This window comes from Salinibacter sp. 10B, assembly GCF_002954405.1.
Taxonomy (GTDB): domain Bacteria; phylum Bacteroidota; class Rhodothermia; order Rhodothermales; family Salinibacteraceae; genus Salinibacter.
Map to the genome: position 1 here is coordinate 3007597 of NZ_MQWC01000004.1, position 18215 is coordinate 3025811.

Sequence of the window (18215 nt, forward strand, 5' to 3'; positions counted from 1 at the left end):
CCATTCAGTTATCCCATTTTTACGATTCGGAAGAATCGTTTGGGAGAGAAGGAATTACCTTGACCCCTCCATATCGTTTTCTTGCATGAACGGCACGTTTAATCGATGACACGTTCCGATTCCATTCGGTCTCTCGTTGCAATCGCGGTCCTCGCGGCTTTAGGGCTTGGGCTCGCCGTCCCGGCGCACGCGCAGATTTCTGCGGATCGTCCCGGGTTCGGAGATGGCGCCACCACTGTGGCCCCGGGGACGTTTCAGGCTGGACTTGGGTATGCCTTCAACGGAAACGGCATCAACAGCCACGAGCTGGGGCAGTTGCTCCTGCGGTACGGCGCAACATCCGGCCTTGAGCTGCGCGGCGGCATCGGTTCGTACGTCGTCAACGAATCGCCCTTCGACAACGGATACGCCGGTACGGCTGTCGGGGCAAAGGTGCGTCTCTTTCAGAACGAGACCTCTACTCTCAGCGGTGTGGCGACACTCGGGCTGCCGACCGGAACGGGTGCCTACGACAGCCGCGACGACCGGGCGCGTCAGGAGCTCAAGCTGGCGTTCGATGGAGCCCTCGGCGAAGACATCACGCTCAGCATAAACGGAGGAACGAGCTTCTACTACGCGTCCGGCGTGCAGGACGATCGGGAGGTTGAGGTCTTGTTCATCCCAACCCTTTCCTTCGCCATCACGGAAACGACTGGTGGGTACGTGGGATATGCCGGCTTCTACGACGACGGGCCCAACACAAACTGGGTAGAGGGGGGAATCACCTTTCTCGCCGACCCCAACACGCAGCTTGATGTGAACACGGGTCTTCAGATCGACGACAACGGCGATCGATTCTTCCTTGGGGTCGGCGTGGCGCGTCGGTTCTAGAAAATGATACGAGGATGGGCACACAGCGGCGGATTCGGGCTTCGCCCCGGTCCGTCGTTTTGTATTTTGCGCACCTGGCGTACCGAACGGTCCCCCCATCCCGGGCGTAGATGGTCTCGGCCTGCAACGCGGACACTTCTTTCTCCAAGGTGAGCATTCGAATCGTGCAGATTGACGCAGAAACACAGGTGGTGACCCTTCTTGGTCACCCGGTGGAGCACTCCCGCTCGCCAACGATCCATAACACCGCCTTCCAAGCCCAAGGGAGAAATGCGGTATACGTCGCCACACCCGTGCGTCCGGAGATGCTCCGGAGCGCTGTTGAGGGCCTGCGAGCATTGCAGTTTCTCGGCGCCAACGTTACGGTGCCGCACAAGGAGGCGGTGCGTCCCCTCCTCGATGAGGTCTCGGAGCGGGCTGCGGCCGTGGGGGCGGTGAACACGATCGTGCGTGAAGGGGACGCGCTTCGTGGGGACAACACAGATGTAGAGGGATTTCTGACGCCTCTCGTGAAGACGGAAGGGGAGGCGCTCTTGGGGAAACCGATGGTGATCTTTGGCGCAGGGGGCGCCGCGCGGGCGGTCGCATACGGTCTCCTCGATCACTATGCCCCGGAGAAACTTACGTTGGTCGCTCGACGGCCGGAGCAGGCAGAAGCACTGGCCGCAGACCTGGACGGCTACGATCCGCAAGACGCTCTCCGCGTGTCCTCGTTCGACGATGCAGCGACCGTCGTCCGAACGAGCCGCCTTCTCGTCAACGCCACCCCGCTGGGCATGGCGCCGGAGGCGGACGGCACGCCCTGGCCGGAGACAGATGATTTTGGACGTGCCCAGGTGGCGTACGACCTTGTGTACAATCCGGAGGAAACGCGCTTCTTACAGGACGCGGCGGGCCAAGGAGCAACAACCATTGGGGGACTCGACATGCTGGTGGAGCAGGCGGCGGCGTCCTACCGGCAATGGACGGACCAGGAAATGCCGATCGATGCCGTGTACGAAGCGTTGCGACAGGAGGCGTAGTGCGTAGGCCGTATCGCTTCGGGGGCTGACATCCAAAATACGCAATACGAACCTCGTTGGGGAGAAGCAGGGACTCGGGGACCAGTGGCCTCCTCTCCCTCAACTCGCCTAGGGGGGAACTAGAACACGTATCGCTCGATGAGGCGGCGGACGGGTTTGTTCTGCCGGGGGCGCTGCGGACGTACGAGCAAGACGTCGCAGGGCAGGGCGTTCAGTAGAACCGACGTGCGACTTGAAAAGAGCAAACTCCGGACGCGGGAACGGGCCATTTTGCCCACGATGGCGAGATCGGCGTCCCCGGTGGCCTCCACCAATCCGTTCGTAATGTCAGGAGTACGGATGATCTGATGATCGGTGGGACTGTCGCAATGGTTGGCCAGCCGGTGGTGGAAGGCCTGGACCGTGTCGATTTCGGCGTCGGAAGCCTCCGGGCTCATGGCCGTGAGGAAGCGGATGGACGCCCCGTTCGTTCGGGCCAGGGCGTCAGCCACGAAGGCTTTGAGGGGGCCGTATGGGGCACGGGGGAGCAGGATCACAATCTCATCCATCGGTTTGACGGGACGGTCGTACGGGGCCGCCGGGGCGTAGAACGCGACCTCGCATTCACACCGGCGTACAAACCAGTCTACGCTTGTGTCGAGCATTTGCTGACGCCAACGTCCCTTTGAGGTGAGTCCCAACAGAAGGCGCACGTCGTGGGTCTGGGAAAAATGGAGGGCCGCTCGGCTGGCATCATGGCAAACGATTTCGTGCACGTCTACCGACACATCGTTCAGGGCTTCAACGTCCTGCACGCGCGTCTCAAACGTGCCGTTCGTATCCGCCGTCTTGTATTCCGTCGCGTCCTGAAGCCCAATTTGCTCGGGCACGACCTCGAACTGGGTCGCGATCAGGCGTCCTTCCCAGCGTCGGGCCAGGTCCGCACCCATCGCCAGCAGGGCACGTTCTTCCGTCTCTGACGCCGATTCCGGAAGTGCTACCATTACGTCGCCGGTTGCCATCGAGAATGTATTTCGCATGCGGACGAAGAGGGGCGCGCGCATGTTGCGCCGGATGGCGTCAATCGCCACGCCTTCCCGATCCGTTCGCGCACGTCCGTAGAGCCGGTACCAGAGTATACCACCCGTGATGATGCCGGCGGCCCCGAGGATGGGGACCCAGCCCATTTGCGTGAGTAGCACTCCGCCTCCGAGAATGCCGAGTATCTGGACCCACGGATAGCCCGGGCTCTCAAACGCGGGGTCATACCCCTCGACTTCGCCCTCCCGAAATGCGATCAGCGCGACGTTGGTCAGGGCAAAGATGAGAATCTTGAACGCGCTGGCGAGCTTGGCCAGCTCGATGACCGGCACAAACGCGATCAGTACCAGGAGGAGGCCGCCCGTGATGAGGATGGAGCGTCCGGGGGTCTGAAAGCGGTCGCTGATGGTCCCGAGACTGTTGGGGGCAAGCTGGTCCCGACTCATGGCTAGAGGAAAGCGGGAGGACGATAGAATTCCCGCGTTGGCCATGCTCGTGAGGGCCAGTACCGCTACGATCGAGATGCCGATCTTTGCCGGCGTGCCCAGAAGCTGGCCGGTGGCGTCGGCCATCGGGGTTAAGCTGGAGTGCAGGAGGTCGGGAGGGGTGACGCCGACAATCACGAACACGACAATCACGTACAGCGGGATCATCACCCCAACGGAGATTAGGATGCCGAGCGGCAGATTGCGATCCGGCTGCTCCACCTCCTCGGCAATGCTCGCGATTTTTGTGACCCCGGCGTAGGACACGAATACGAACCCGGCGGCCGCGAGCAGTCCGCTCGTGCCTTTCTCAAAGAAGGGATGGTATTGCTCGGGCTGGACGAAGATCACTCCTTCGGCCCCGAATGTGAACAAGACTAGGAGGACGAATGAAACGAGGAAGGCCTGTAACCGGCCCGACTGCTTCACGCCTACGATATTGACGCCAATGAGGAGCACCCCAAGTCCTAAGCTTACCAACTTGAGCTCAGCGGCTGGGAGGGGGAGCACGACCACGAGGTATGCTCCCAGCCCTACCAACGCAAACGCACTCTTGAACACAAGGGAAAACCAGGCTCCCAGTCCGGAAATGGTTCCCATGAGAGGACCCATCGCGCGGTCGATATAGAGGTAGGTTCCTCCCGACTCCGGCATGGCCGTGGCCATCTCAGCCTTCGAAAGGGCGGCAGGCAGGACGAGGAGACCCGCAATGACGTACGCGAGGATGACCGATGGACCGGCCTTCGAGGCGGCGAGGCCCGGCAGCACAAAGAGCCCGCTGCCGATCATGGCACCGATGCTCACGGTGATTGTCGTGTAGAGCCCGAGGTCGCGTTCCAGGTGTTTGGCCACAGAAACGACAGGAGTGATTCGAAAAACGGGGCGAGGACCGCGGTGCCTGGAGAGCGGCCGTCGCACGGGACGAGAGCAGGACGTCTCCCTGGGAGGCAACAGGGGTACATTCTTCGGTCAACGTGGAGGACGCGTTCGACAATAGAGCAGGACTGAGATTTCGTTTCATTGAATCCTGTCCGTTCTGATCTCGATACCCTACAGCCGGGCACGGTCTGTACCTTCCGTTGTGTTACGAGTACACGCGTATGACAGTGCTTTTCCTTGTTTTCGGGTGTGCTTTTCTGCCCGGCTTCGTCGCGTGGATCAATTGGCGCGGACCCCGAGCAGACATCGATCTGTCCTCCGGTGTGCCAATCCGTTCATCTGAAAAAGGGAGAATGACCACTCGGGCGCGACGAACTGAGACGGCCCGCTTCTTTGAGGAGGTTCCTCTTCCTGCGGCAGCGGTACTACGCGACGGGGCCGTAGGGGCCACCCGATGGGTGTTTGCCGCTCTGGTCGTCAAGCTGGCGCAGGAGGGACACTGCACTCTCGTCCGTACGCGGAAGCGACGATGGATCGGAACCGGCCCAGTCGTGACGGTGGATCTGCACGCGGATCCGACGGTGCTCACTCCGTTTGAGATGACGATACTGCGCCAGTTGGGGCGTCACGACACGCTTGACGGGTTCGGCTTTGCGGGGTCCACCTTCCGGCGCCGCACACTTCGCGACGTGCGTGACGATCTCATCGAACGGGGCTGGCTAGTCGATCGACACCGGCGATCGAACATGTGCCTCGTACTCGCCCTCACGCTGCTGGGCATTGGGCTCGTCGCGAGTCTGGGCCCGCTTTTGAGCGCAATGGCCACAGGACTTGGAACCGGCAGTCTACTCGCCGCCACCGCCCGCTTTCCTGTTACCGAAACGGGCGTCCATCATCGGGCTACTCACCGGGCGTACGCTCAGTCCCAGTACGATCGGCTCAGGGCACATGGGTGCGACGTGCCCGAGCGGGCCGATAGGCTTCTCAGCGAGGCCCTTCCCCACTTTATCCTCGAACGGATGGTTACGCCTCGACGGCTTCGGGCGATCGCCGCGCAGCTGGAGGCCGCCGAGATCTCCGAATTCCGGCTCGACTGGGTGAAGGATGAGGAAGGGACGGATGCCTCTTTGGACGACGACTGTCGGACGCTGGGCCATGTGCTCACTTCGCTCGGGTGTCAGCCCATCAGCGATCGCCTTCGATAGGCCTAGTGGTCAGTCAAACTGAAGCTGTCAGGTTTTGAATTGAACACGCTGTGTTGGATACGTCATTCTGCGGCCTGGATACAGTACTGGCCATCGTTTTCCCCGATATGGAAAACGTGGCGCACCACTAGGAATGATTTCAAAACAATCGGATGATACTGAGCGTCGGTCCGAAATCGCTCGGAAACAGCGATCCCAGCCTGGGAATGCCCTCAGTGCCCGTCTGAATTCATACGTCCCCGCCCTTGGAGGTCATCGCGATTCTGTGTCCAGAAGAGCACGGGCCTCCTCCGCTCGGTCCGGTGGCACCTTTACCTGCACGCCGCTGCGCGACACTTCAAACATCATGGCAAGGCCGGCCTGGTCCTCATTTGCGAGTAGACAGGGAATGCCGGCATCCGCAAGTTGAGTCTTGGCAAGATGGGCGTCGCCTCGGGTGTCGTACCGGGCAACGCGAACAAGGGCATCGTTGGCCATTCGAATGCGCGACGTGTATGGATATGGACGAGGGGTTATAGAAACCGAAGGAGGGGGACCGAGATCCGGAGCCCGTTCCAGACACCGCACTCTGCGCAGCAGAGACGGGACGTTAGAACTCCCTTCTGCGACGTGTCTATCGGACCCACAGCTCTTTCGGTTGAACCGTCTGCTTGATCAATGCCAAGTGTCCTTCGGGTCGTCCTGCTTCTTCTCCTCGGATGCTGTCTTCCGATCGCGGCGTCCACACAGCCCCTCACCGATACCACCATCACGTGGCGCAGCTACAGCCATACCGGCACCGCCGACGTGGGGGTCTATCCGGGCCCGCCGGACGAAGAGGAAACCCACACCATCGTTCTCCGCGAGCTAGCAGAGAATCGGGGGCCTTCAACCGTAGAGGACGTTCAGTACGTGGCCGACCTGGTGGGGCGTCGCTTTGGCATTGACCCGACGACAGCCTACTGGGTCATTCACTGGGGCGGATTCTCGTTCAAGGGCGCGGATCCGGATGCAGAGAAGGCGCTCTTTCTCCGCGCGACCTTCAACCGCACCGAGAGCGGCACCCTGAGCAGTCCCTACTGGAGTGTGATTACCGAAACGGACGTGCGGGAGCTGACGGACCGGCGGTGGGCACAGTAGCCAAAAAAATACCGCCGACCCCAACCGTGTGTTGGGATCGGCGGTACCACCACTCATCGCTACACCGAGGGACGATCCCGGACTGTACAAACGACTCTGCAGCCCGAGATTTCCCTCCCACATCTTGTCCAACGGCGTCCGACCCGGAATTATTATTCCGATGTCGAATCCGGACGTGGCAGGCAGCAGATACAAACAAAAAGGGCGGACCCGCCGGATGGCGGGCCCGCCCAAATCGTCCGTTTCGTCCGAAACGGAAAGCACTATCGCTTAGCTTCAGCTTAGCGCTGCGGGATGGAGTCGGCGCGGCGGTACTCACGCGTGCCACCCTTCTTCGTCGTGACACCGCTCACTTCGCCTTCACCGCTCATGGTGATGCGGCTGCTCTGAACGCCGTTGCCCGAGTAGAAGTCCGCGACTGCCTGCGCCCGATCCTCGGAGAGCGACTGCGCATTGCGCTCGCCCGGGGCGGCAAAGCCTTCAATCCGAACGCTCAGGTTCGGGCACTGCGAGAGGAGGTCCGTGTTTTCCTGGAGGCTCTTGCGGGCCTCGTCGGTCAGCGTACTGGAGTTGCGCCCGAAGAAGGCCGAGTTGAACTCACTGACCGTCGTGCAGATCTCCGGGAGGTCGCGGTTTACGCGCACGGTGACAGAGCGCGAGTCGGAGCCCACGTTGTTGGAGGCTTCAAGCTGAACGGTGTACTGCCCAGCCGACTCGAACGTGTGGGACGGGGAGCTGCCCGAGCCACTGTTGCCGTCGCCGAAGCTCCAGCTGTAATCGATCGGGCTGTCGCCTTGCACGTTGCTGCTGAAGTTCACCTGATTGCCCGCATCGACCGGGTTCGGGTTTGCGTTGATGGACGTGATCTGAGCGGGCTGCGGCGGGCGTACCACCGTGACCATCGCGCGGGAGGAGTCGGCGCCGCCCTCGTTGCTCGCGCTGAAGAGCACCGTGTACTGCCCGGTCGAGTTGTACGCCTTGCTCGTGTTCAGACCGGAGCCCGTGCTGCCGTCGCCATAATCCCAGGTGTAGGTCAGGGGCTCATCGGCGTCCTCTTCGTTCTCGATAGACGCCCGAAAATTGCCCGACTCCCCGGTTTCAAGGGTGTCAGGGGTATTGATGGAGTTGACTACAGGGGCCGTTGCTCCGCATCCTGCGAGAAACAACCCGCCGAATAGAAGGAGGATAGGGAGCCAGAGTGAAGAATATTGTCGTGCGTTCACAGGTGTTGTAGTTGTCATGGTGTGAGGATAGTTGCGCTACGTCAGAGGGAGCGAAGACCGAAAGGGAAAGAAGCACCTCCGGAGGAAAGAGCTTCTTACAAGAAGAAGCCGTGGAGCTCGTCTGTGGGCCGTGATGCAGTGGTCGTGGCGGAAGCAGTCTCCGAAGGACCGTTCACGGCCGATTGGAAATTAGAGAGAGCAGCCGTACCCGTCAACAAGATCACAATCGAGTACAGTGTCGGACGGTAAGAAACGGACCACATTCCGAACACGCAATTTCGTTCAAAAATGCTCCTCTCGCCCGCACAAGAAGGTGGGGGACAAGGCAATGCCCTCTCAAGCCGTGCGCTCCACTTTCCATTACAGGGGGACGATGAAAGAACACGGACACCGAGGAGGAAAAGGGCACTGATCAGGAACAGATCTGTGTCCCCCGGGATGCTGTCTCTAACCGTTTTAGAATAGAGTACAGTAGACATCTATTTCAAACTCGGGGGGAAGTGTAGGAATACAATCAGAAAACCACAACTCGTGTCGTTACGAATTTGCGAAGACGAAAGGGATTCGCGAGGAATTTTCACCCTCTCTACAGGAGAGTAATTCTTCTTTCGCGATCCAGGGGCCGCTCCTGCTTGCTCTCAGCCGAATGCCTTTCCGTTCCCCTAAATGGGTTCTTTTCCGGTCTGCTCCATTGCGGTATTCCCGTAGATTGGCCCATTCCGAGATGTGAAATGTGCCGAACCAGTTGTGTCCTCTCTAAGCGAGTCTTTGTCTTGGGGGAGCCGCCCCAATCGGAAGCAAGTCCGAGAAACGGCACGCCCTTGACGAATTACGCAGCCGCAGGAAGAGGCAAGTGCTCTTCTTCTCTACGTCGACATGCGCTTTCCACTGAAAATGGGAAGGGAGGAGCGCCTTATGCCAGACGCCGAGGATGGTTATGCACTTGCTGGAAGCGGTTCGGAAGAAAAGGGGCACGAGGCGCGCCTCGTGACGGACGTCCGTTTTGGCTGCGGCTTTCAGATGCACATTGATCCTTCGGAGAGGGTATTACGTCGACAAGAGCGTCTCCACTGGCCCGACCCGACGGGCTTTGAAGCCAATCCGATCCGTGTATCCGTGGGTGGACATCAGTACGGGATAGAAGTCATGATCGGCTCTTCGATCGACCCCGTTTTTGGTCGCGAAGACCTCTCCCGCCTCTACCTGCTGAAAGTTCTCGGCGAGAAAGGTGTAGCCGCGCCCCTCAGCCTCTCCGAAGACCTCATACAGGGTGGGGGTAGATCGGGCGTGGTCATGATCGATAATGTCCTCGGCCCCGAGAAAGTGGAGAAGAATGCGATGCGCCATCGTCGCTGCGTCCTCGTCGTCGTAGTAGCCGCACTCCACCGCCACGCCCGTCACGTCCTGCGTAACGCCGCCCCCGTAAAGACTCATGTCCACGACTCGGTCGAGGCCCGTCGAGCGGGCCAGTCGAAGGGAGGCATCGTCCTCGCCGGTCACGATGGCGTAGGGACATCCTCGCGATTCGGTCGAATGAAAGTCGAGCACCGTCGTCCCTCGAAGCTCCCGCTGGAGGCGGGCGGCGAGTCGCTCCTCGTGCTTCTCGCTCGATTCGTCACCGGGCATGACCCGATTGAGGTCGGCGTCGCAGAATCGGAATCCGAGCTTGAAGGCGCGTTCGTTGGCAAGGACAAACTTTACCGGCTCGCGTACCGCAATGCCGCTGGCCTTGAGCCGGTTGAATGCATGCCAGCCACAGGTCTCGTCGCCGTGCACACACGCCACAATGGTGTAGGCCGGCTTGCCGTCGCCAAGCGTTTCAACGTGCATAAGAGGAAGGAAGGGGAAAGCAGAACAATCGGCCGCGGTCCTTTCGGGGGCCGTCTTTCGTAGGGATATGATCTTACTCAAAGCATTGAAGACGGCTTCCCGATGGGAGTGGAGATGTCGTCAATACCCGACAGCGCGCCCTTTTGGTCTGTGTCTCGCCCGTTGAATGCCGGATGTAGGTGGCACGAAAGGATCGTATATTTCGCTTTCCGTCCTCGATGTGGGTGTAACATGGGAAACTGGAGGAATCGTAGGGATGAGCGAACTGCAGATGTGCATCAGTGATCGTCGTCTCTATGCTACATTCCGTGTCGCTTGTCAATCCGTATACGTTCAGCCGCGCGCTCGTTGCGATAATCCTGCTTCTGAGTCTTGGAGCCGTCTCGTCGGCGTACGCCCAGGACGGAGAGACGTCGACGGACGAAACTCTGATTCAGGGCATACAATCGAGCGGGGGCTATGGTGCACCGACCGTGGCCCTGACCTCCGTTCATGGAGAGTGGGCCGTTCTTTCAGGAGGACAGGGCGGGTGGATCCTGAACCGGCAGTTTGTGATTGGGGGCGCGGGCCGCGGATTGGTGACTCGCCCCGGCACGACGGTCAACGGACAGGCCGCCGAGATTCAGATGGGATACGGGGGCCTTCTTCTGGAGTACATCGGGGCGCCATCGGAGCTGGTCCACTACAGCCTCACCACCGTCGTTGGGGGTGGGTCGGTCCAACTGGTCGATGAGGATTACGAGCCTCGTTACGACGCAAGCTTCAACCAGGCGGGCATCTTTGTCACGGAGGCAGGCGGACGCCTTGAACTGAACGTCACCTCCTTCTTCCGAATGGGAGTTGGGGGCGGCTATTTGTTTGTGTCGGGAAGCGATCTGCCGACCGTGTCGGATTCCGACCTTCGAGGGCCGTACGGGGAGCTCTCGCTTCGCTTTGGAAGCTTCTAGCAGGCCTCTGCGCGTCTTTTTTTACAGTACAGTGAAAACGGCGCGGACGACGCCGGGTATAGAACAGTCCAATTTCATGCGATAAGTTTGCGCTCGCTTCCGATCACACACTCTCTCAATACTCCGCTCGACGTCATGAAATCGCTGCTTCGTACTGGATTATTTCTCCTCGTCGCCGGCCTTCTCGCTGGGCCTGCGGTCGCCCAAACCACGGCGGGACCGTCGGCCACCTACGAGGGCGAACTGCCTCCTCTCGTTGACCGGCAGACCTTCTTCGGCGACCCGCAGTACGCCAATGCCCAGCTCTCGCCCGACGGCGAGCACGTGTCGTTTACCAAGCCGTACAAGGGCCGGATGAATGTGTGGGTGAAGGACCGGGGGGCTCCGTTCAGCGCCGCCGAGCCGGTTACTGCCGACACCACCCGCCCGGTCAACAGTTATTTCTGGACGCAGGACAGCGAACGGATTCTGTATGTCCAGGACAAGGGCGGAAACGAGAATTACCACCTCTACGCCGTCGATCCCGATGCGGAGGCGGACACCGACCTAGGAGTTCCGCCGGCCGAGGACCTGACGCCGTACGACGACGTGCGAGCCCAAATCATTGCTGTCCCGGAGGCCACGCCCGGCGAGATTCTCGTGGGCCTCAACGATCGCAATCCGAAGTACCACGACGTCTACCGGCTCGACTTGGCGACGGGGGACCGAACGCTCGTCTACAAGAATGAGAGCCGCATTGCCGGATGGGAAACCGACCTGAAGGGCAATCTCCGTCTCGCGACGCGACAGACCAGCGACGGGGGGACCGAAGTGCTCCGTGTGGAGGAGGACACGCTCGTGTCGGTTTACGAGTGCAGTTTTGAGGAAACGTGCAGTCCGGTGCGGTTCCATAAGGACGGGGATCGCGTGTACATGCAGACCAACAAAGGTGCGAATGTGGACTTGACCCGGCTCGTCCTGTTTAATCCGGAAACGCAGGACATGGAGGTTGTGGCCTCCGATCCGGAGGGTGACGTCGATTTCGGTGGGGCCATCTTCAGCGATGCCACGGATGAACTGCTCGCCACTGTATACGTCGATGAGCGAACGCGCGTATACCCGAAGGATGAAGACTTCAAGGCCGACTACCAGTTCTTGAAGAACGAGCTGGATGGGCAGGTGTCCTTTGGCAGTTCCACGGAGGACGAGCGCTACCGCATCGTTACGGCATCGAGCGACGTGGACCCCGGCTCGGTTTACCTCTTCGACCGCGAAGAGCAGTCGCTGCAGAAGCTGTATGAGTCGCGCCCCGAGATTCCGAGCCAGCACCTGGCCGAGATGCGGGCCATCACGTATGAGGCGCGGGATGGACTCACCATTCCAGCCTACCTTACGCTGCCGAAGGGGGTGAAGCATGAGAATCTGCCTACCGTCATTATGCCGCACGGCGGGCCGTGGGCGCGCGACACCTGGGGCTACAGCGGATACGCTCAGTTTTTCGCCAATCGCGGCTACGCGGTGCTCCAGCCCAACTTCCGCGGGTCCACCGGCTACGGCAAGGAGTTCCTCAACGCCGGAAACAAAGAGTGGGGCACCGGCGCCATGCAGCACGACATCACCGACGGCGTGCGGTATCTCGTGGAGGAGGGCATTACCGACTCGACGCGCGTCGGCATCTTTGGGGGGTCGTACGGCGGATACGCCACGCTCGCAGGCCTCACCTTTACGCCGGAGGTGTACGCCGCCGGCGCTTCGTATGTGGGCCCCTCCAATCTCCTCACGCTCCTGAACTCGATTCCGCCGTACTGGGCGCCGATCAAGAAGATGTTCACCAAGCGTGTAGGAGATCCCGATGATCCGGAGGAAAAAGAGCGGCTCAAGCGGCAGTCGCCCTTCTTCCACGCCGACCAGATCGACGATCCGATGCTCGTAATTCAGGGCGCCAACGATCCGCGCGTGAAGAAGCAGGAGTCCGATCAAATCGTGGTGGCGGCTCGCGAGAATGATGTGCCCACGCAGTACCTCGTGGCGCCGGAGGAGGGCCACGGCTTTCAAAAGGAGACCAACCGCCTCGCCGTAGCGGCGCAACTGGAGCGGTTCTTTGGCCAGCACCTGGGCGGGCGCTACCAAACGGACGTGTCGTCCGCGGTGCAGGCCCGCCTCGACGCGCTGCGGCAAGACGTGAGCCAGGTGACACTGCCGGACACGACACAATCCGCGTCTGCTGAGGCGAAGAATGGCCTGGGTAGGGTGGACGGCACGACGATTCGGCCGGCGTCTCTCAACTACGACGTGACAATGAAGGCGCAGGGCCGGTCCATGGATCTTTCCTCTTCCCGAACCATCGCGACCATGACCCGGAACGGGACGAAGGCCTTCACCGTGACCACGCAGACGACAACGCCCCGCGCTACCGTCACGGACTCGCTCGTGTTGGATGGGGCCACGCTTCGCCCTCATGAACATCACTTGAGCGGTCCGCTCTCGATGTCCGTCACCTATTCCGATACCGCTGCCACTGGAAGCATCAGCATGCGGGGGCAAACCACCGACATCGATCATAGCTTCGAGCAGCCGACGCTTGCGGGCAGTGCAAACGTGCAGATGGCTCTTGCGAGCATGCCGATGGAAATGGGGATGTCCACTTCGCTCTCCGTTTTCAATGCGCAGCGGCAGAGGGTGGAGACCCTCACGTTTGAGGTGACGGGCACGGAGACCGTGGAAACGGCGGCCGGCACCTTCGACACGTACGTCCTAAAGATGACGTCGGCGAGCGGCAATGCGTCCGGCACGATGCACGTCCGACAGACCGCGCCGCACCATCTCGTACAGTCGACGGCCGAGCAGTCCGGGCCGCGTGGTACGCGCACCGTGACGCGCACGCTGACCCAGATGTCGTCGGACACGGCCACGTCCGAAACCGAGTAGGCACACCTGCTGACGGCAGCATTCCAAGCGTCCGGTCTCTCGTGGAGGCCGGGCGCTTTTTTCTCGTTTGAGAGGTTGGGTTGAGGGGAAGGGGGGAGCCGACGGCCGTTCTTCAATCGGCGGCGCGCGACAGTCGTCGCTCTACTCTCCATCTTCCGCACATGCTCGCCGAATCTGTTGTATTTGAGACGGTGTCGCCTGGAGGGGGCGTGATCGGATTCGGGGTGGGGCTCGTCCTCTTCTTTGTGCTTCCGGGACTCGCGTTTCTGATTCCATTTCTGCGAGCTGTTTGTCGCCAAGACCGGGAATCGCTCGTTCAGCACGTCTCAGGACACGCAGTCGCGTTCGCGGTCATGGGACTGTTGTTTGTCGGCATTGGGGGCACCGTGGGGCAGTGGTTCTACCAGGATGCGAATGTGGAGGTCGTCCTTACGGACACGGCCCTGCGGGTGACCGGCGGCTCCTATGACCTTCGCTTCGCGGGGGAGTCAACAGATCGGCTTCCTCGGTCGGCCCTTCGACCCTCGGAGGCACGGGTGCTTTCCCCGATTTCGAGCACTCCGTATGCGACTCAAAAACGAATGGCCGGTGCCAATATCCCCGGGTTGTTTTCGGGCTGGTTCCGCCTCCAGAATGGAAAAGAGGCCTACGTGTACCTCGTCGGGGCATCCGAGACGCTTCTGTTGCCGACCACTGAAGGGTACGTGCTCCTTCTCGACGTACAGCGGCCCCGGGACGTTCTTCGCCGGGTGCGAGGAGAGAACGGCGGATAGAATCTGTACTTTTTCGGTATTGACGGGAATGGGGGAATCCACCCCGTCGGTGTCGTTAACGAATTGTCTCGAGAATACGACGGAGTGCGACGTGAGTTACGAGGCGAAGACTGTGTAGCGGATGTTGTACCTACACGACCTCGTACAGCCAACAGTAAAGCGGTCGGGGGCACATTTTCTTTCGCTATCACACACCGTGCGTTTTCCCGTTACGCTTTAATCCGCATGCGGTCAGTGTCGGTTATGAATGTGTTCAGTGAGACCGCCTCTCGGACGGCAGGAGGGCTGCGCATCGGTTCGGAGGAAACGTCCTGAGGCGGTTTGGTTTTTGTGTGGACGTTTGGAGGATGTCCCAATCCACTATCAAATTGTCCCGAATGAGACTACGTCCTGCGATAGGCCTGTCCTTCCTGTGTGGAATCCTATTCCTCTTTTCGACAGGGGGGGGAGGGTGCTCGAATAGCCAGCACGCCCTTACAGAAGCCCAGATGCGAAAGCTCGATCCGGCCCTGCAGCGGCTCGTTCGGGGAGAATCGAGAGGAATGGACCGGTACAGCACCTCCATGCGGGACGACGGGGTGACCGTCTATAGCGTCATCCTTCGTTCTAACAATCCCGAGGCACTGCGAAAAGCGGATCTCCCCCTTAATAGCGTGCAGGGAGACGTCATCACCGCTCGTTTCTCGATTACACAACTTCGGACTGCGGCTCGTCTAGACGCGGTCCGAAGAATTGAAACCCCCACCGAGACCACACCGAAGTTCTGAGTTGATTCTATGACGTTCGATACGGCTGCTATTTCTGTTTTCACGCGCTCTCTTCTCGTCGGGGTTGTGCTTTTGAGTGTTGTCTCTCCGGGAAGGGCACAGACGCCGCTCTCTCCGTCTGAGCGAGGAAAGCTGGACGGCGAGTTCCAGTTTCTTCTGAATCAGGAAGCGGAGGCCAAAGCCGTAGGACTGGAGGGAGAAAGTGGTCCGCCCTCGCTTTCGAGTGCGACGATCCCCTCCGAGCAAGAAACGCGCTACAGCGCCATCGTTCACACCGACGATCCGGCGGCTCTTCATCGGATTGGAGTCACACCGAATGCCGTCCACGACGGCTTTGCAACGGCGCGGGTAACCCGAGAAGAACTTCGCATTCTCGCCCAGACGGCGGCGGTCTCCCGCGTCGAGGTCAGTACGCAGCTCCAGCCGCACAACGATGAGGCCGCCCGAGAGGTGGGCGCGCGCCCGCTGAGTGCGGGGGCGGTCAATGGTACGAACTACAAGGGGCAGGACGTACTTACCTGCATTATCGACACGGGAATCGACTACGACCACGGCGACTTTTACAGGGAGGACGGCACGACGCGCATTCTCTCAATCTGGGACCAGCCGGATGCGAATGACAGCACGGGGACGGGGCATCCGAGCGGCTTCACGTACGGGGCCGAATATACAGAAGCAGAAATCAATGCAGGGAATGTATCCGAGGAGGATGTTAATGGACACGGGACGCACGTGGCCGGGACAGCCGCGAGCAGTGGGTATGAGCTGGTACTCGATGGCACGCAGTCGATGCAGGAGCACCGAGGAATGGCACCGAAGTCCGATGTCGTCATGGTAAAGACGACCTTCGGCGGGGCAGAGCTCATTGACGCAATGAGTTACTGCGACCAGGTGGGGAGCGACGAGGGAAAGCCGGTCGTCATCAACATGAGTCTGGGCGGACACAGCGCGCCTCACGATGGGACGAGTACGCTCGCGCAGGCGGTCGACAATGTTACTGGGGCAGGCCGAATCGTGGTTGCCTCTGCGGGAAACGAGGGCAATCAGCCGATCCACGTGTCCGGCACGGTAGCAATCGGCAACACGAGTACGGAGCCCTGGACCGTAGGGAAATATACCCCAGATACGGGCACGTCCAACGATTACTTTCTGACGACCTTCTGGATTGACGGGACGAACGACTTGGAGATTGTCGTCACTCCCCCCAGCGGTGCGTACAGCGATACGCTGGTTGCAACGGGGACCGGTACAGTCACCGCGTTTCGCGACTCCACAGAGGGGGCAGTGTACATCGAGAGTGGAATCGGGGACGTCAACGGCGACCGATACTTTGACGTGCAGGTGTATGATGCCACTACCAGCCAGGAACCAGCTGAGGGAACGTGGACGATTTCGATCACCAATGACGGAGGCTCATCTACGACCTACCACGGATGGACTGCTGACTTTGACGACATGCCGGGAGACTTCGACAATGGCAACAGCGCATACAGCGTGGGGTATCCCGGCACCGCCACCAGTGCCATTACCGTGGGGTCGTACGTACACCGGTGGCGCTGGTCGACCCACGATGATTCCTGGCACGCGTATTCTTATAGTTCTGATGGACGGGATGACATCTCTTCTTTCAGCAGCCGCGGCCCGCGCCGCGACGAGGTGCAGAAGCCAGACATTGCTGCGCCGGGACAGGGCATGATTTCGGCATTGTCGATGGATTCGAGTCCACCGTCGGCCTACGTCGTGCAGGGAGGGAAACATCGCCTTCTTCAGGGCACCAGCATGTCGGCCCCAGTGGTTGCCGGCTCCGTCGCCCTCCTGCTTCAGGAAGATGCGACCCTCACCCCGTCGGACGTCAAAACCCTCCTCACGAACAACGCGCGGGAGGACAGTTACGTCACGACGTACGGCGCCACCCCGAACACCACGTTCGGCGCGGGAAAGCTCGACGTGCTTGGAGCCATGACCGACTTGCTGAATGGGAGCTCACAGCGAGAAATTTTGTCGTACGAAGATCCCTGGACGAACACAGATTCGCACACCGTTGGGGGAAGCGGAGCAAACAAGATTGCCCTCCAATTCACGCCGAATACGGATGGGGTCGTGACGGGTGCGCTCTTCAATCTCGGAGTGGCGCCAGCCTACACCCTCACCGGCCCATTGAACGTCGAAATCTGGTCGGATGACGGGGGCAATCCACATGAAAAGATCGGCAGCACGGTCCAGGTCGACACGAGTCAGCTGAAAGACTTTTCGCCGACGGCGGTCAATCTTGCTCCAGCGTCCGTCGATGTCATGGCCGAAACGGAGTATCACCTGGTGTTGTACCCGAGCAATGCCTCAGAAACGATCAACATCGCGTACGAAACGGCAGGATCGGTCAGCGGGCGGAGCCAAACGTATGATGGCAGTTCGTGGAGCGGGTTGGGTAATGACTTCGTCATCCGTCCCGAGATCTCGCTTGTGGAGGGCACGTCCACCACGCTTCCCGTTGAAATTGCGGCCTTTTCGGGGACTACGAGCGGGTCAAACGTCACCCTCTCGTGGGCCACGGCCAGCGAGACAAACAATTCGGGCTTTCGGCTCCAGCACAAAGCTCCCGGAGCGTCCTCCTTTGTCCGCATCGGCTTTGTGCAGGGACATGGGACGACCGAGAACGCTCAAACGTATCGCTACGAAATGGAGAAGCTGTCTCCTGGCCGCCACACATTTCGGCTCCGACAGGTGGACCTAGACGGGACCGTTCATCCAGGACCGACCACCACCGTTAAGGTCAGCATGGAGACGGTTTACACCGTGTCGCCCGTGAAGCCCAATCCGGTGTCGTCCACAGGCACGATCGACATCGCGCTGCGAGAAAAACAGAACGTTCGGATGAGCCTCTACAACGTGCTCGGTCAGCGCGTGCGCGCTCTCCGCAACGGTCAGTTCGAACCGATGACGCGTCACACGATATCCATCGACGCGACTGAACTGTCAAGTGGCGTATATTTTCTTCGTATAGACGGAGAGCAGTTTCAAACGACTCGTAAAGTCACCGTGACACGGTAGTTTGTACGGATCGTTTTGACTTCGTCCATCCAGATGCTCTCTCCACTCGATCCCTGACCGGAAGCTGAGACCTCGCAGTTGCGGTCTGATTGTCGGGATTCCGTCCAGTCGTCGCGTAGG

13 protein-coding genes are annotated in these 18215 nt (G+C 60.3%); 9 read left to right on the forward strand and 4 right to left on the reverse strand.

Annotated elements, in window-relative coordinates:
- Positions 1 to 105 precede the first annotated feature (105 nt).
- Entirely contained in the window at positions 106 to 870 is a 765-nt protein-coding gene (locus BSZ35_RS12345) for a transporter (protein ID WP_105012728.1), read from the forward strand.
- Positions 871 to 1034: 164 nt separating this feature from the next.
- Positions 1035 to 1892, forward strand: a complete 858-nt coding sequence (locus BSZ35_RS12350) for a shikimate dehydrogenase (RefSeq protein WP_105013828.1) — start codon at positions 1035 to 1037, stop codon at positions 1890 to 1892.
- Between the two features lie 119 nt (positions 1893 to 2011).
- Here BSZ35_RS12350 and BSZ35_RS12355 read toward each other — a convergent pair whose 3' ends face one another.
- Positions 2012 to 4249, reverse strand: a complete 2238-nt coding sequence (locus tag BSZ35_RS12355; RefSeq protein ID WP_105012729.1) for an amino acid permease — start codon at positions 4247 to 4249, stop codon at positions 2012 to 2014.
- Between the two features lie 380 nt (positions 4250 to 4629).
- On the opposite strand from BSZ35_RS12355, the gene BSZ35_RS12360 reads away from it, so the two are divergent.
- Positions 4630 to 5481: a hypothetical protein gene (locus BSZ35_RS12360; RefSeq protein ID WP_105012730.1), complete on the forward strand. Its 852-nt coding sequence runs from the start codon at positions 4630 to 4632 to the stop codon at positions 5479 to 5481.
- A 252-nt stretch (positions 5482 to 5733) separates the two neighbouring features.
- Here the strand turns inward: BSZ35_RS12360 and BSZ35_RS12365 are convergent, their stop codons facing one another.
- On the reverse strand, positions 5734 to 5958 hold the full coding sequence (locus BSZ35_RS12365; RefSeq protein ID WP_105012731.1) for a DUF2007 domain-containing protein: 225 nt from the start codon (positions 5956 to 5958) through the stop codon (positions 5734 to 5736).
- Positions 5959 to 6138: 180 nt separating this feature from the next.
- Between BSZ35_RS12365 and BSZ35_RS12370 the strand changes: the two genes are divergently transcribed.
- A complete protein-coding gene (locus tag BSZ35_RS12370; RefSeq protein ID WP_105012732.1) occupies positions 6139 to 6600 on the forward strand; it encodes a hypothetical protein in 462 nt (153 codons plus the stop codon).
- 281 nt (positions 6601 to 6881) lie between these two features.
- On the opposite strand, the gene BSZ35_RS12375 is transcribed toward BSZ35_RS12370, so the two are convergent.
- Positions 6882 to 7823, reverse strand: coding sequence for a PKD domain-containing protein (locus BSZ35_RS12375; RefSeq protein WP_258096213.1), 942 nt, complete (start codon positions 7821 to 7823; stop codon positions 6882 to 6884).
- A 1047-nt stretch (positions 7824 to 8870) separates the two neighbouring features.
- Positions 8871 to 9653 carry a succinylglutamate desuccinylase/aspartoacylase family protein gene (locus tag BSZ35_RS12380; protein WP_105012734.1) on the reverse strand — a complete coding sequence of 261 codons (783 nt, stop codon included), beginning with the start codon at positions 9651 to 9653 and terminating at the stop codon, positions 8871 to 8873.
- Between the two features lie 296 nt (positions 9654 to 9949).
- Between BSZ35_RS12380 and BSZ35_RS12385 the strand changes: the two genes are divergently transcribed.
- The 5 genes from BSZ35_RS12385 to BSZ35_RS12405 all read left to right on the forward strand — a co-directional run bounded on the left by BSZ35_RS12385 (position 9950) and on the right by BSZ35_RS12405 (position 18095).
- Complete coding sequence (locus BSZ35_RS12385) at positions 9950 to 10600, forward strand: hypothetical protein (RefSeq protein ID WP_105012735.1); 651 nt, start codon at positions 9950 to 9952, stop codon at positions 10598 to 10600.
- 135 nt (positions 10601 to 10735) lie between these two features.
- Positions 10736 to 13507, forward strand: a complete 2772-nt coding sequence (locus BSZ35_RS12390; protein ID WP_105012736.1) for a S9 family peptidase — start codon at positions 10736 to 10738, stop codon at positions 13505 to 13507.
- 161 nt (positions 13508 to 13668) lie between these two features.
- The gene (locus tag BSZ35_RS12395; RefSeq protein WP_105012737.1) at positions 13669 to 14280 is read left to right on the forward strand and encodes a hypothetical protein; all 612 of its coding nucleotides are present in this window, start codon (positions 13669 to 13671) and stop codon (positions 14278 to 14280) included.
- 488 nt (positions 14281 to 14768) lie between these two features.
- Entirely contained in the window at positions 14769 to 15047 is a 279-nt protein-coding gene (locus tag BSZ35_RS12400) for a hypothetical protein (protein ID WP_105012738.1), read from the forward strand.
- A gap of 9 nt (positions 15048 to 15056) precedes the next feature.
- Positions 15057 to 18095: a S8/S53 family peptidase gene (locus tag BSZ35_RS12405; protein WP_105012739.1), complete on the forward strand. Its 3039-nt coding sequence runs from the start codon at positions 15057 to 15059 to the stop codon at positions 18093 to 18095.
- Positions 18096 to 18215: the final 120 nt, after the last annotated feature.